At 45.7% G+C, this 15,039-nt stretch carries 13 protein-coding genes; 7 read left to right on the top strand and 6 right to left on the bottom strand.

The annotated features are described in order from the left end of the window. Positions 1-95 precede the first annotated feature (95 nt). The 3 genes from ONT18_RS02245 to ONT18_RS02255 all read left to right on the top strand — a co-directional run bounded on the left by ONT18_RS02245 (position 96) and on the right by ONT18_RS02255 (position 3,899). A complete protein-coding gene (locus ONT18_RS02245) occupies positions 96-1,208 on the top strand; it encodes an HlyD family secretion protein (RefSeq protein ID WP_153137673.1) in 1,113 nt (370 codons plus the stop codon). Positions 1,209-1,237: 29 nt separating this feature from the next. Beyond that, positions 1,238-2,932, top strand: coding sequence for an MFS transporter (locus tag ONT18_RS02250; protein ID WP_264903847.1), 1,695 nt, complete (start codon positions 1,238-1,240; stop codon positions 2,930-2,932). A gap of 103 nt (positions 2,933-3,035) precedes the next feature. Beyond that, a complete protein-coding gene (locus ONT18_RS02255; protein WP_181976423.1) occupies positions 3,036-3,899 on the top strand; it encodes a helix-turn-helix domain-containing protein in 864 nt (287 codons plus the stop codon). 77 nt (positions 3,900-3,976) lie between these two features. Here ONT18_RS02255 and ONT18_RS02260 read toward each other — a convergent pair whose 3' ends face one another. The 3 genes from ONT18_RS02260 to proS form a co-directional block, all read right to left on the bottom strand. Continuing rightward, positions 3,977-4,369, bottom strand: a complete 393-nt coding sequence (locus tag ONT18_RS02260) for a hypothetical protein (protein WP_118085548.1) — start codon at positions 4,367-4,369, stop codon at positions 3,977-3,979. A gap of 156 nt (positions 4,370-4,525) precedes the next feature. Further along, the gene (locus ONT18_RS02265) at positions 4,526-4,948 is read right to left on the bottom strand and encodes a hypothetical protein (protein ID WP_147347025.1); all 423 of its coding nucleotides are present in this window, start codon (positions 4,946-4,948) and stop codon (positions 4,526-4,528) included. Positions 4,949-4,995: 47 nt separating this feature from the next. Further along, entirely contained in the window at positions 4,996-6,477 is a 1,482-nt protein-coding gene (gene proS, locus ONT18_RS02270; protein ID WP_022120928.1) for a proline--tRNA ligase, read from the bottom strand. Between the two features lie 286 nt (positions 6,478-6,763). Between proS and ONT18_RS02275 the strand changes: the two genes are divergently transcribed. From ONT18_RS02275 to ONT18_RS02290, 4 genes are all read left to right on the top strand, one after another. Then, positions 6,764-7,453: an OmpA family protein gene (locus tag ONT18_RS02275; RefSeq protein ID WP_153082016.1), complete on the top strand. Its 690-nt coding sequence runs from the start codon at positions 6,764-6,766 to the stop codon at positions 7,451-7,453. A 36-nt stretch (positions 7,454-7,489) separates the two neighbouring features. Further along, the gene (gene mtgA / locus ONT18_RS02280) at positions 7,490-8,224 is read left to right on the top strand and encodes a monofunctional biosynthetic peptidoglycan transglycosylase (RefSeq protein ID WP_022120926.1); all 735 of its coding nucleotides are present in this window, start codon (positions 7,490-7,492) and stop codon (positions 8,222-8,224) included. 75 nt (positions 8,225-8,299) lie between these two features. Then, positions 8,300-10,810, top strand: coding sequence for an ATP-dependent helicase (locus tag ONT18_RS02285; protein ID WP_264903848.1), 2,511 nt, complete (start codon positions 8,300-8,302; stop codon positions 10,808-10,810). A 183-nt stretch (positions 10,811-10,993) separates the two neighbouring features. Then, positions 10,994-11,803, top strand: coding sequence for a hypothetical protein (locus ONT18_RS02290; RefSeq protein WP_264903849.1), 810 nt, complete (start codon positions 10,994-10,996; stop codon positions 11,801-11,803). Between the two features lie 567 nt (positions 11,804-12,370). Here the strand turns inward: ONT18_RS02290 and ONT18_RS02295 are convergent. Genes ONT18_RS02295 through ONT18_RS02305 form a run of 3 tightly spaced genes read right to left on the bottom strand, consistent with a single transcriptional unit; the run spans position 12,371 to position 14,873 of the window. Beyond that, positions 12,371-12,517 carry a hypothetical protein gene (locus ONT18_RS02295; RefSeq protein ID WP_022120923.1) on the bottom strand — a complete coding sequence of 49 codons (147 nt, stop codon included), beginning with the start codon at positions 12,515-12,517 and terminating at the stop codon, positions 12,371-12,373. Positions 12,518-12,552: 35 nt separating this feature from the next. Next, positions 12,553-14,025: a DUF4270 domain-containing protein gene (locus ONT18_RS02300; RefSeq protein ID WP_264903850.1), complete on the bottom strand. Its 1,473-nt coding sequence runs from the start codon at positions 14,023-14,025 to the stop codon at positions 12,553-12,555. Between the two features lie 35 nt (positions 14,026-14,060). After that, on the bottom strand, positions 14,061-14,873 hold the full coding sequence (locus ONT18_RS02305) for a glycogen/starch synthase (protein ID WP_200757530.1): 813 nt from the start codon (positions 14,871-14,873) through the stop codon (positions 14,061-14,063). Positions 14,874-15,039 lie beyond the last annotated feature (166 nt).

Raw genomic sequence — 15,039 nt, forward strand, 5'->3', positions numbered from 1 at the left:
AGAAGAATAAATCATTAAAAAATATAATATAAACAGGAAAACGGGATGTAAAAAAGTTTACTTCATATTCCCTGATTCCAAATTACAATATAACTATGGAACAGAACGAAAATAAAAATGTAGAAACAGCAGAGGCTACACAGGTATCTCACGAAGAAACCAGGAAGAAACTCAAGAAACAGCGCGTAAGACAGATTGTTGCCAGTCTGATAGGTGTTGCTATTCTGGCTTTCGGACTCTGGAAAATCGTATGCCTCTTCCTCGATTATAACTCTAACGAAACGAGCAATGATGCTCAGATAGAGCAATATATCTCGCCGGTTAATCTCCGTGCATCCGGCTATATCGCCAAGGTATGCTTCAGAGAACATCAGGAAGTACACAAGGGAGATACCCTCCTTGTGCTCGACGACCGGGAGTATCGTATCCGTCTGATGGAGGCTGAAGCAGCCCTCAAGGATGCCAAGGCAGGAGCCAATGTCATCAACGCTACAGAGCAGACCACCGAGACATCAGCTTCTATCTATCAGGCATCTATCGATGAAATAAATGTACGACTTGCCAAACTTGCCAAGGACTGCGAACGCTATCGCAACCTGGTAGAAAAGAAGGCGGCTACTCCTATCCAGCTCGAACAGCTGGAGGTGGAATATGCAGCTACCAGGAAGAAACTTGAAGGGGTAAAGAAGCAGCAGGCTGCTGCCTATAAGGGAGTAAACGAGGTAACTACCCGCAAGCAGAATGTGGCTGCCTCCATCGAGCGTGCCGAGGCTGCCGTAGAGATGGCAAAGCTGAATCTCTCTTACTGTGTGGTTGTGGCCCCTTGCGACGGTAAACTGGGTCGCCGCTCTATCGAGGAGGGACAGATGGTGAATGCAGGAACCACCATTACCTACATCATTCCAACCAACAACAAATGGGTGATTGCCAACTATAAGGAAACCCAGATAGAGAATCTCTATGTAGGACAGAAGGTGCGTATGACCGTAGATGCCATCAGTAACAAGGAGTTTGAGGGTACGGTGACCGCCATTTCTGGTGCTACCGGTTCGAAATATTCGCTGGTACCTACAGACAATTCGGCTGGCAACTTTGTCAAGATTCAGCAGCGTGTGCCTGTAAGAATCGATTTCAACAACCTCAGCAAAGAGGATAATGAGCATCTTGCTGCCGGCATGATGGTGGTTGTCAAGGCTGAGAGAAAGTAAAAAACAGCTAGATGGAAATGAAGTAATATATGGAAGAAGAATATAAGAATTATCCGTTTTATGATTGGGTGCCCAAACCGCTCGGCATCATCTTCATGATCATCCTCTTCGTGCCGATGATTACGATGAGTGGCGTCTATTCTGCCAACAGCGGCGAGATGATGAGCGGGCTCGGCATCCAGTCGGAATACATCGCCTTTGCGGGCTTCTGTACCTCGATAGGAATGGCGGCTTTCTCGCCGTTCTTCTATGATCTGGTGTGCATCCGTAGAGAGAAGATGATGTGTATCGTGGGCTTCTCCATTCTCTTTATCCTCAGTTTCGTGTGTGCCCAGACCGACTCGCTGTTTATACTCGGACTGTGCAGTCTGCTGATGGGTTTTGTCCGCCAGACGTTGCTGATGGCGCATCTCTTTGTGCTCATCAGATACGGTTTCGGAATAGAGGCTACGAGGAATATCACGCCGGGATGTGAGCCTACTACCGAGGAAGCATGGGATGCGGTAGATTCGGAGAAGATGGTTTCGCAGCCGGTCATCTATCTCTTCTTCATGATTATCGGACAGTTGGGAACCTGGCTAACGGCATGGCTTGCCTATGCCTATGAGTGGCAGTATGTTTATCATTTCATGATGGCATTCATGCTGGCAGGCATCATCATCGTGTTCTTCACCATGCCTTATCATGAGTATCCGACGCCTAAGTTCCCGATAACGATGTCGAAGTTTGGCAATGTTACGGTGTTCAGTATCATGCTCTGTTCGTTTGCTTATGTCATGGTATTTGGTAAGACACTCGACTGGTTTGATGATCCTACCATCCGCTTCTCTTCGGTGGTCTGTCTTATCTTTACCGCCCTGTTCATCTATCTGGAGAAGACGAGGCGTTCACCTTATTTCATCATGGAGGTGTTCCAGCTCAGGGTCATCAACTACGGCATCCTGCTCTTCTTCCTGCTGATGGTCTGCAATTCGAGTGCCATGTTTGTCAACGTGTTCACCAATGTGAGTATGAAGATAGATAACTGGCAGAATGCCACGCTAGGCAACTGGGTGATGGTGGGCTACACCGTGGGACTGATATTCGCCGTCATCGCCAGAGCCAAGAATGTTCACCTGAAGTGGATGTACTGTCTGGGCTTCCTCTTTATCGGAGCCTATGCGCTATACATGTATTTCGAGGTACAGAACGACGGTATGTATGAGCGTATGAAATGGCCTATCATCATCCGTTCTACGGGAATGATGCTGCTCTATTCGCTCATCTCTACGATAGCCAACCAGCGCATGCCTTACCGCTTCATGTCAACCTGGGTTTGCATCATGCTTACCGTTCGTATGGTCATTGCCCCTTGCATCGGCTCTGCGCTCTATACCAATGTGCTGCAGCACAGACAGCAGTATTATGTAACCCGCTTTGCCCAGGATTACGACCGCACGAACATCGAGACGGCAAAGACTTACGACCAGACGGTGAGAGGCATGCAATATCAGGGCAAGAGTGTAACCGAGGCGCAGAACATGGCGGCCATGAGTACTAAGGGAAAGGTACAGGTACAGGCCACGCTGGTGAGTATCAAGGAGATGGCAGGCTGGACCTTCTACGGCTGTCTGCTGTGTGCCGGACTGATGCTCGTTCTCCCTTGGCGCAAGCGCAATATCGGGGAACTGACGCGTGAGTATCTGCTGAAGAATGTAGATGTGAAATCCCTGGGAAGAAGGTAGGGGAGTGCTAAAATATCATAAAAGATACAGGCTGCTCATCTGATGAATGGATATTTTTGTTATCTTCGCAGTTAAATCTGAAGATAACAGACCCATATTCATCATGAAAATAACAGATAATATCATCATATATGAGGCTCATGAGTTTCCTCAGCTGTTGATGCAGCCTTTCTACTCCGATTATGTCGGAATCGTAATCTGTCATCAGGGGATGTTCCGTTTCTGCGTAGACGGAACATCCTTTGTTGCATCTGAGGGTGAGACCGTTTTCCTCTCCAAAGGAGTGATGTTTCATGTGCAGGAAACGGGAAAGAACCTTAAATATACCCTTCTTTTTTACCGTGCTGAACAGATTCGTCACATGTTGGGCAATACCGTGGTTACCATGCGTCTTTATGCTACGATTTATCCCAAACCCTGCCATGTCAGGACGACGGGCTATGAGGATATGCTTACTTCTTATGCCCTGATGCTGAGGAAACTGGAGCTGGAAAAAGAGAAGAGTGGTGAATTGGATGCCTATTGTGTGCATGAGCAGAAACTGTTGCTGATGGCTGTTACGTACCGGTTGTGCAGCATCTTCTCGGCATCGTTCAAGGCTGCCGGCAAGGAGATGGAACGGAAGATTGCCATCTTTGAGTCGCTGGTGCTGTTGATAGAGAAGAACTATATGCGTGAGCGCAGTGTGGCTTTCTATGCAGATGAACTCTGTCTTACACCGAAATATCTGTCGGTACTGGTCAAGTCAGTTTGCGGTCAGACGGTCCAGCAGTTGCTTTTCAAAGCGATGATCCGTCGCAGTATCTATCTGATGAAGAACACCACGAAGACGATACAGCAGATAGCCAATGAACTCAGTTTTCCCAATGCTTCAGCCTTCGGAACCTTCTTCAAGAAACATACCGGTCTGTCGCCTAAGCATTACCGTAATTGGGAAGAGGGGAATGAACCGCCTTCTTTCAAATAAAGATTTCATCCTATACCTATAAAATAAAAAAGGGACAGAGGAATTGTGCTGTCCCCTGTCCCGAAACTGTGATATAACTAAAACAACTGAGCGAAAGCTTCGGCTGTCTTTCCTGTATAGGTCTTCATCTCTGTAACCGGCTTGTAACCGAAATCCTTGAAGGCAAGGAGTTGTGTGGCAACAAACTGGTGGTCGTCAGAGATGCAAGCCTGTAACTTCATATTACCCATGCTGATGGCAGAAACAGGGAAGTTGCTGATCGCTGTTTCTACATCCTTTGGGGCTGCGCTGAGGATGTTCTCAAGCTTTCTTCCATCCTCTGCAGAATATTCCTTCTCTTTTATCTTAATCACACTGTTGGTAGGTTGATAGATGAGCTTGACTGTCAAACCCATGAAACCTTTCTTTACCTGTACATCCTGGAGTGCCAAAACATCAGCACCCATCTCTAAATGATTAATCTTTGCCATAATTTTATACTGTTATTTGCTTATTCTTAATTCTTGAAAAATAATATATATTGAACTGTTTTTTGTTTTGAATAGGGGTGTAACCAGTCTTATCGCAAATCTTAGGAATGATGCGATAAACCTATATGAAATTTTAAAAAGAGAAAAGAATAAGCACTAACAGAGCAGATGTCGCAGGCAAATGACATAATACTTGCTGGCGACATCAAAGTGGATTGGGGCTGTTTCCTGTCGGAAAGGCTCCATGCCACCTTCTATAGCTGATAAAAGGGATGATAAATAACGGATTCTATTTGTAAGCAATCTACTGGCAGTCTGACTGTTGTGCATGTTGCCACTTGGCAATAAGCGCTGCGGACGGCTGCTACAGATGCGGTAAGCAAGCTGTGAGGCGTTTTCAAGCTGTGCCTCAGGCTGGCTCTTGTCATACTCAACCTTCGCCAAACCATCTTTCTTATGGCTTGCATCTTCGGTATAAGAATCCTCGGGAGTAAAAGAAATAGAGGCAGCAGATACCTCTCCATAGCCTGAGAAGACCATGGACACCAGAAAAAGGATGTATAGTATCAACTGCCTCATATTAAATATATTATAGTGTCAGGATGAACTCCCGACACCGGGGATGATTAATAGCTTCTTGCGATGATGACACGGGCTACGGCTGGCTTGCCGCTTACCATATCTACACCTGGAGTCTGCTCGTAAGCGAAAGGTACGCAGCGGATGGTAGCCTGAGTCTCCTCCTTGATCTTAGCCTCGGTCTCGGCTGTACCGTCCCAGTGGCAGAGGAAGAAACCACCGTTCTTCACACGCTCCTTGAACTCTTCGTAGTTGTCGCACTCGTAAACGTGAGCATCACGGTAAGCACGAGCCTTCTCGAAGATATTCTTTTGGATGTCTTCCAACATATTCTTTACGCGCTCAACGATACCGTCGAAGCTTACGTTCTCCTTCTCCAAGGTATCGCGACGCATAATCTCGATGGTGTTGTTCTCCAAGTCACGGCCACCCATAGCCAGACGTACAGGAACACCCTTCAACTCATAGTCAGCGAACTTGAATCCAGGACGCTTGGCAGGGTTGTCATCATACTTCACGGTGATGCCCAACTCGCGGAGCTGGTCGATGACAGGCTGCAACTTAGCAGTAATCTGAGCCAACTGCTCGTCGCCCTTGTTGATAGGAACGATAACCACCTGGATAGGAGCCAGCTTTGGAGGCAATACGAGACCGTTGTCATCGCTATGAACCATGATGAGGGCACCCATCAGTCGGGTAGAAACACCCCATGAAGTAGCCCATACATACTCAGGCTTGTTCTCCTTGTTCAAGTATGTTACATCGAAACTCTTGGCGAAGTTCTGACCCAGGAAGTGAGAAGTACCGCTCTGGAGAGCCTTGCCATCCTGCATCATTGCCTCGATGGTATAAGTGTTCAGGGCACCGGCGAAACGCTCAGTCTCACTCTTCACACCCTGCAATACAGGAACACCCATGTAGTTTTCTGCAAAATCAGCGTAAACCTTGAGCATCTCCTGAGCCTTTGCCTCAGCCTCTTCCTTAGTGGCATGAGCGGTATGACCCTCCTGCCAGAGGAACTCAGAAGTACGGAGGAACGGACGGGTACGCATCTCCCAACGCATTACGTTACACCACTGGTTGCAGAGGATAGGGAGATCACGCCATGAATGGATCCAGTTCTTATAGGTGTTCCAGATGATGGTCTCAGAAGTAGGACGGATGATGAGCTCCTCATCGAGCTTTGCGTTAGGATCAACCTCAACCTCTTTGCCATCCTCTGTAGAACGGAGGCGGTAGTGGGTAACTACGGCACACTCCTTGGCGAAACCTGCCACGTGCTCAGCCTCACGAGAGAAGAAACTCTTCGGGATGAGGAGAGGGAAGTATGCGTTCTGTACACCTGTCTGCTTAAACATCTTGTCGAGCTGCTGCTGCATCTTCTCCCAGATAGCGTAACCGTATGGTTTGATAATCATACAACCACGAACTGGTGACAACTCAGCGAGATCAGCCTTTACTACCAAATCATTGTACCACTGACTGTAGTTGTCAGCGCGCTTGGTTAAATTCTTGAGTTCTTTAGCCATATTGCTTTATTCTATTTATTTTGTTTTTTATTTCTTCTGTTACTTATATATTAAGGTATAAGCATGAGCCTTCATCATCTGCTGACGGCAGTTCATCTGTCTGCAGGTGTCTGAAATCCTACTTTTAGGGATTTTCCACCCCCAAATAGGTGATTTCCTAGCTCTATTTCGACAAATACCCTTAAATTTGCATGCAAAAATACAAAAAAATATTAGAAAACTCTCCATTATGGAGAAAAAAGAGTTATCTTTGCAATTAAATAACATAAATATAGGAGATTTTAAAATGAAAAAGACTAATTTTGCAGTTGCAGGCCTCTCTTTGTGCTTGCTTTTCTCAAGTTGTGGAACCAATCAGAAGACTGGTACAGCTGTAGGTGCCGGTTCTGGTGCAGCTCTGGGTGCTCTCGTTGGTGGATTGCTCAACAATAGCCATCGTGGTACAGGTGCTCTTGTAGGTGCTGCTATCGGTGCAGCTGTTGGTGGCGGTGCTGGTAACCTCATCGGAAAGCACATGGATAAGGTGAAGGCTGAGGCTGAACGGGTGAAGAATGCACAGGTTGAGACTGTAACAGATGCCAATGGCTTGTCTGCCGTTAAGGTAACATTTGCTTCTGGTATCCTCTTCCCAACTAACGGTTCTACTCTCAGCAGCAGCGCAAAGACTGATTTGGCTCAGTTTGCCGGCGTATTGAAGAACAATACCGACTGCGAGGTTTCTATCCAGGGTTATACCGATGCTACAGGTAATGATGGTATCAACTTGCCATTGAGCCAGAAGCGTGCTGAGGCAGTTTACAACTATCTTGCTTCTTGCGGTGTTACCAGCCGTCAGGTAAAGAATGTTCAGGGTTTTGGTTCTGCTAACCCTGTTGTTAATACTACTGCTGCTTGCGCCCAGAACCGTCGTGTAGAGGTTTACATGTATGCTAGTCAGGCTATGGTTAACGCAGCCAACAACGGTACATTGAAGTAATAAGTTTCATGCTCCCGGAAGGGAAAAACTAAATAGATGATTTTGAAGAAAATCAAGAATATAGTAAAATGGGTGGTGGTGCTGTTTTTCAGTACCACCATTCTTGCTGTAGTGGCATATAGGTTCATTCCTGTATATGTCACTCCTCTGATGTTTATCCGATGCTTCCAGCAAGTAGCTGATGGAGAGAGTATTACCCTGCATCATCATTGGGTTTCGATGGATAAGATTTCGCCTCACATGCCAGTGGCGGTAATGGCGAGCGAAGATGCGAGATTCCTGAAGCATCACGGTTTCGACTTCAATGCCATCGAGAGTGCGGCGAAGAATAATGCACGTGGTGGAAAGGTGCATGGAGCCAGTACCATCAGTCAGCAGACTGCTAAGAATGTCTTCCTGTGGCCTGGCCGTTCATGGACCCGCAAGGGATTTGAAGTCTACTTTACCTTCCTCATCGAAATGATGTGGAGCAAGCAGCGCATCATGGAGGTTTATCTCAACAGCATTGAGATGGGACCGGGTATCTATGGTGTGGATGCGGTTGCAGAATATCATTTCGACAAGAAAGCGAAAGATCTGTTTCGTGGCGAGTGTGCGCTGATAGCAGCTACACTTCCTAATCCGCGCAAATTCAGTTCGCTGCATCCTAGCGCTTATATGAAGAAGCGCCAGCGACAGATAGAACATCAGATGAGATTTATCCCTACCTTCCCTCGTGAGGGCGAAGATTTCGACCCGGGCACGGCTGTGGGAGGATATAGGGGAAAGTAATACTTAGTTGATAGTTTATAGTTTATAGTTGATAGGGGTGACCTTAAAATAGTTTTTTGCCTCAAATATTGATTCATGGATTTACTGAAAGACTTGAACGAAGCGCAGCGTGCTGCGGTAGAATATATTGACGGACCTTCACTGGTGATTGCCGGTGCAGGTTCGGGTAAAACGCGTGTGCTTACTTATAAGATAGCTTATCTCCTGAGCCAGGGCATGAAACCCTGGAGCATCATGGCGCTCACCTTTACCAATAAGGCGGCAAGGGAGATGAAGGAACGTATCGGAAAACTGGTGGGAAATGATCTCGCCCAGCATCTCTATATGGGTACCTTCCACAGCATCTTCTCCCGAATCCTGAGAGCGGAGGCTGAGCATATCGGCTTCAACAACAACTTTACCATTTATGACGAAAGTGACTCGCGCTCGCTGATCAAGGCGATAGTGAAGGAGATGGGGCTGGATGATAAGAAGTATAAGCCTGCTGCCGTTCATGCCAAGATTTCGATGGCGAAGAACAACCTGATGAGTGCTGCGGCTTATGAGAGCGATGCGGCTATCTTCGAGCAGAACAAGCGTGCGCAGATGCCTGAGGTTGGTAAGATTTTCGTGGCTTACGTGCAGCGCTGCAAGCAGGCCAATGCCATGGATTTCGATGATTTGCTGACACTTACCTATCAGCTCTTCAGGGAACATGAGGATATTCGCCACAAATATGCCGCCCGCTTCGATTATGTCCTGGTGGATGAGTATCAGGATACCAACCACGTTCAGATGTCTATCGTCATGCAACTCTGTCAGGAGAAACAGCGTGTTTGTGCCGTGGGTGATGACTCGCAGAGTATCTATAGTTTCCGTGGTGCCAATATCGATAATATTCTCAACTATCAGCGCCAGTTTCAGGGCACGCGTCTCTTCAAACTGGAACAGAACTACCGCTCTACCCAGACCATCGTTGAGGCGGCTAACAGTCTGATCAAGCATAACCGCAACCAGATTCCTAAGGATGTGTTCAGCGAGAATGCGAAGGGTGAGAAGATTCAGTATAAGCCTGCTTACAGCGACAAGGAAGAGGCGGCGATTGTGGCGAAGGACGTGAAGCGTATCCGGCGCGAGGATGGATGCCAGTATAGTGATTTTGCCATTCTCTACCGCACCAATGCCCAGAGCCGCAGCTTCGAGGAGGAGTTCAGAAAGCAGGGTATTCCTTATCGCATTTATGGCGGACTGAGTTTCTACCAGCGCAAGGAAATTAAGGATATTATTGCTTATTTCCGTCTGGTGGCGAATCCGGATGATGAAGAGGCTATCAAGCGTATCATCAACTATCCGGCACGTGGAATAGGGGCTACTACGGTGCTGAAGATTGCTGACTGTGCCCATCAGAACCAGGTGAGTTTCTGGGAGGTAATCGGTGCCCCTGAGCGGTATGGACTGGCGGTTAACAAGGGTACGATGAACAAGCTGGAAACCTTCAGATTGCTGATTTCTTCGTTTATCGAACGGGCTCAAACTACAGATGTCTATGAATTGGGTGATGCCATTATCAAGGAGAGTGGTATCAGTCAGGATATCATGTCGGGCAAGGATGCCGATGATCTGGCACGTCAGGAGAACCTGGAGGAATTCTTGAGCGGTATGTCGGCTTTTGTGGAGGAACGCCGTGAAGAGGGTAGGTTCGATGAACTCTTCCTGCAGGATTATCTGCAGGATGTGGCACTGCTTACCGATGCTGACAGCGATGGTGATAAGGATGAACCTCGTGTTTCTCTGATGACGGTTCATGCTGCCAAGGGTCTGGAGTTTCCTACGGTCTTCGTGGTTGGTTTGGAAGAGAATATCTTCCCGAGTCCGCTTTCTGCTGCTTCGCTCAGAGAACTGGAGGAGGAACGGAGATTGCTTTACGTTGCCATTACGCGAGCTGAGAAACATTGTATCCTGACGAACGCCAAGAACCGCTGGCGATATGGCAAGATGGAGTTTGATAATCCGAGTCGGTTTATCGATGAGATTGACGGCAAGTTGATTGATAGCCAGGATGAGGCTGGTGGAAGCTTGTTTGGCTCTATGTCTGACCAGCCGGAGTGGGCGAGAGCGCAACGTCCTCGCAGACCGTGGGAGGATGCTGAGCAGCCTAGATACAGTAGCAGGTATCAGAATTCCAAACCGGTAGCATCGCAGTTTGTGGCAGATCCTAAGCCTTCTCTCTTTGATGATGAACCAGAGACCTCACGTACTTCCGGACGCTCGTCTGTTTCCGGACGCTCATCTCTCTCTGAAGGTAATTTCAAGTCTGTTAGAGCGCTGAATGCAGCGAAGCGTTACATGGAGACGCATTCTTCTCATCCTGCTTCTCGCGGTACTGGATCTTCTGCAGCATCAGTTTCTTCTTCTACAGCTTCATCTGCTGGCAGTTCATCTTGTGGTTTGCAGGAGGGAATGAAGATAGACCATCAGCGTTTTGGACGGGGAACGGTATTGAAGATTGAAGGTACTGGTGAGAATACAAAGGCTACGGTTGAGTTCGTTCATTCTGGCACCAAACAGCTTCTGCTGAAATATGCCAAGTTTACGGTAGTAGATTAAGTTCAGTAGTCTGATTTTGCGTTTTTAATAATATATTAGGGCTCTTTAGTATGCTAAAGTACTAAAGAGTCTTAATTTCTTGTGTAATTATTTGTTCTTCTTGTAACTTTTGTTTATATTTGTAGCATATTTACGAACGATATGCAAAAAACGTTTAATATTTAACTTATAAACAGAACGATTATGAAGAAATTAATGATGATGGCAGTAATTCTGCTTGCTGGTGTAGGAAGTGTAATGGCACAGAGCGATTACAAGCGCGGTATCTTTAACCATGTAGGTCTTAATGTGGGTGCAGGTACCGAGGGTATTAGTGTTGGTGTGGCTGCTCCTGTTACTAACTTCCTTGAGGTAGAAGCAGGTGTGAACATCATGCCATCTTTCAAACTGTCTGGTGATTTGGATGTAGATGTCAATACCAGTTCTTTGCCTCAAGTACCTAATGTTCACTACCCAACCGGTGCAACCATTCATGCAGAAGGCTCATTCGACCGTACCACCTTTAATGTAAAGGCTAATCTCTATCCATTCGGTGGTGGCAGCAAGTTCTTTATCGCTGCTGGTTTGTCAATTGGTGGTGAGAAGATTGCCGAGGTTACTGGTTCTTGCGATGAACTTCGTGACTTCTCTAATAGATACTTGAAAGATAATCCAAACTTGGAGAGTCAGTTCCGTAAGGCTTTATCAGCTAACCTGGGTGGTTACAACTTGGAACTCGATGAGAACTATAATGTTCAGGGTGATATCCGTTGCAAGAATGTTCGTCCATACCTCGGTTTAGGTTTCGGCCGTCTGGTTCCTAAGAACCGTATCGGTTGCCGCTTTGAGTTGGGTTGCCAGTTCATGGGTAAGCTCAAGGTTTACCAGAATGGTAACGAGATAGATATCAATAAGGCATTGGAAGATGCTGGCGAGGATGATCTCTCTAAGTTCGTAAAAGACTTGAAGGTTTATCCTGTTTTGAAGTTCTCTCTTACAGGTAGAATCTTATAATATAGATAAAGAGTTATAAAAATAGATTGGGCAAGACCATCTCTGGTCTTGCCCTTTTTGTTTCTATATACTATAAATTGAAAAAGCGTCCCCGCAGTAGCCTCACGGTCACTACGGGGACTTATAATTACTAACATCTAACTTTAGCATTTTTGTTTAAACTTAAAAACAAATTCTTTATGAGAGTAATTTCTCCATTATCTATAAACATAAACCAAGTATCTCATATATTGCAAGTAACTTGTATCCTGCAAATATCTTGTATCCTTAAATGCAAGTTCTTAGAAAAGTTAAACCCATAGACCAGTATCTCTACTAATATCTTGATTATTTTTATTTTATTGCTTTTTGTCTGTTTAATATTTAATACTTTAAGTTCACAATGCAAAGATATAAAAAAAATGGGTAAACTCCAAATTAATTTTGCTTTATTTTGTATTAAATGGCTTTTATTGTACTTATGCGGCGGTTTTTAAGGATTAACCGGCAAAGTAAAGAGGGTGTATCATAAACAATCAAATGCTTTATGATACACCCTCTTTCTCAGGATTCTGAATATTGTCGTGTTTATAACGCTTCGTCTTCAGGACGTGGCATCTGTGTCTGGGGCTTCTGTTTCTTGCCTGACTTCATGAATAGTTTCTTCTTCTTGAGCCATGCAGCCTTGCGTATCTCGTATTCTTCGCGATGACGCTCCAAAAAATTATCTGCCATGTTTCGTTTCCTTTTTTACTTTGCGTTATGAATGCTTATTCTTCTTTAAACTTACTGTAAATCACCTTGATTCGGATCGGACCAGATGCCACCTTCTTACCAGTCTTCTTGTCTGTGGTATAATCCTTGTCAGGATCATCCGTACCCACGATGAGTCGGGTAGAAGCGAGTGACATATCGTGATTAATCTTGGAGATGACGGTAGTATAGCCCTGTGTGGTTGTGATGACGTTTACAGGAACCAGTACTACTTTATTCCAGTTTTCCCCCTTGCCCTTGTTCTTATACATGGCAGAAACCAGATTGGCGATATTCTGGAATGTATAGGCATTCTTGTAGGTGCCGGTACTGCTGTAGCTTGCCGTATAAGAAGTACGGTTGTCAGCCAACTTGCTCTTTTCGAAGAACGACTTCAAACTGTCTTTCTGAACCATCAGGATGGTGCTTGGTGTAGCAAAGTTGTATGGGTTGTCTTCGTTTTCATTGTTGAGTCGTGGGAAAGAGATGGTAGCTGTGTTGAGCGTATCCTTCTCATGACCTTTCATGATATCTCCGATAGGGAGGGTAACCTCGGTGAAGATACCTGCCGGTGACTTGAGATAAGTACATTTCTCCTGATCCTTACTTGCCAACTTCTTCAAGTTCTCGGTATCGTTCTCAATCTTGTTGAGCTGCAATACCTCTTCTGTACCATCGAAACGGTTGTATCCGATGCTTACAGCTGTACTGTCTTTATTGATGGTCTTGTGACGGGTCCAGTAGAAGATAAGCTCTGTATTCCAGATCTTAGCCATGTTACCCGTACCACCTACATTCTTGATGTAGAAGCCAGGGCAGACATTGTGCAGGAACTTGAAGTTGGTCTTGAAGTACTCAGGATGTTCAGCGTATGTTTGCATGATGTAAGAACCATAGTTCTTGTATGTCTTACCATCTTTTTTGTACTTCTTATTCAAGTAAATCTTGAAGTTCTTGACATCTGATGTATTGCTCAAGTTGTAATTACTGCTCCAATGCTGGTTGTTTTCGTTTACCCAGCCTTTCTCGAAGGCATCATAATCAGAGTAATACTCCTTATCTTCTGACATCGGCTTTGTCATCTCATAGGCTGTCACCTTCATTGGGGCAATGGTATCGCCGTAGCTGGCATTGTATGAAACCAGGAGGTAGCATGAGTCTGCTTCGATAGAACCGTTGTTTGCCTGCTTGATGTAATCGAGTGTATCTACAGAGAAAGTAGGCAATACGCTCAACTGGGTCATGTAGTCGCCCTTTACATAGTTGCCGGTTTCCGGGTCTTTCATCTTTCCGATGAGCCCCGTGTTGTTGCGGCTCAATACGGCACCTGCTACTATAGACTTTGTGGTAACATTGAACGCTGAGTCGGAAATGTTAATGTTGTCTATCTTATTAGTGATGCTACCACCGATTCCCTCGGTGGTATCATCACATGCAGCGAAAGTAAGCGCTGCTATTACTAATACTGTTAAGAGTCTTAAAATTTTCATTATCCTTGTATGTATGTGTCTCTGTTGTCGGAATTTTATTCTGCGTCAGGACAAACCTTGTTGATGAAGTCTGCGTATGGCTCCTGGATATCTTCTCCCGGATAAGTCAGTACAGGCTTGTTCTTCTCCTTCGCATAATCAAAGAGAATCTGGGTAGCTTCTTCTTCACCTTCTACCACACCGTCGCTATAGTCGATGGCGAGTTTGCCGAGCTCAATGAAGTCGAAGTCGTCCTGATAGCCGTCGAGCAGTTCAGACTTGGCATCGCGGAAGGCAACGCAACGTTTGAAGTTGGTACCCAGTTCACCCTTGAGTTCGTTGGTATAGAGAGCGGTAATCACCTTTGATTCTGCAAATGAAGGCTCTTCGCTGTAGGCTGTCTTTACATAGAATGGCACTACTGCGCTAGCCCAACCCTGGCAGACGATTACATCAGGCTGCCAGCGGAGCTTCTTTACGGTTTCCAATACGCCACGTGCAAAGAAGATAGCTCTTTCTCCGTTGTCGGCATATTCCTTTCCGTTTTCATCGGTGCCCATCTGGCGGCTCTTGAAATAGTCGTCATTATCGATGAAATAAATCTGCTGTCGTGTTGTTGGTATAGATGCAACCTTGATGATTAGCGGATGGTCTGTATCATCTATGATAAGGTTCATACCAGACAGGCGAATGACCTCGTGCAATTGTCCGCGACGCTCGTTGATGGTGCCCCACTTAGGCATGAAGGTGCGGATCTCAAAACCTGCTTCCTGCATCTTCTGAGGCAGTTCGCGTCCCATGATTGACATGTGAGACTCGGCTACGTATGGGTCGATCTCCTGATTGATAAATAATACTTTTTTTGCCATAAAATTTAAATTTTATTCTTACGAATTACGTGCAAAGGTACAAAAAAAACTTCAAATAGGGGCATTTTTTCTCCGAAATTCATTATTTTCGGCAATAATTCGCATATTTTTAGGTTTTTTCTTTCTCATTTGAGAAAAAAGTTGTTATTTTGCACCCGAAAACAGA

Source organism: Segatella copri (assembly GCF_026015295.1).
In the GTDB taxonomy this organism is placed as follows: Bacteria; Bacteroidota; Bacteroidia; order Bacteroidales; family Bacteroidaceae; genus Prevotella; species Prevotella copri_C.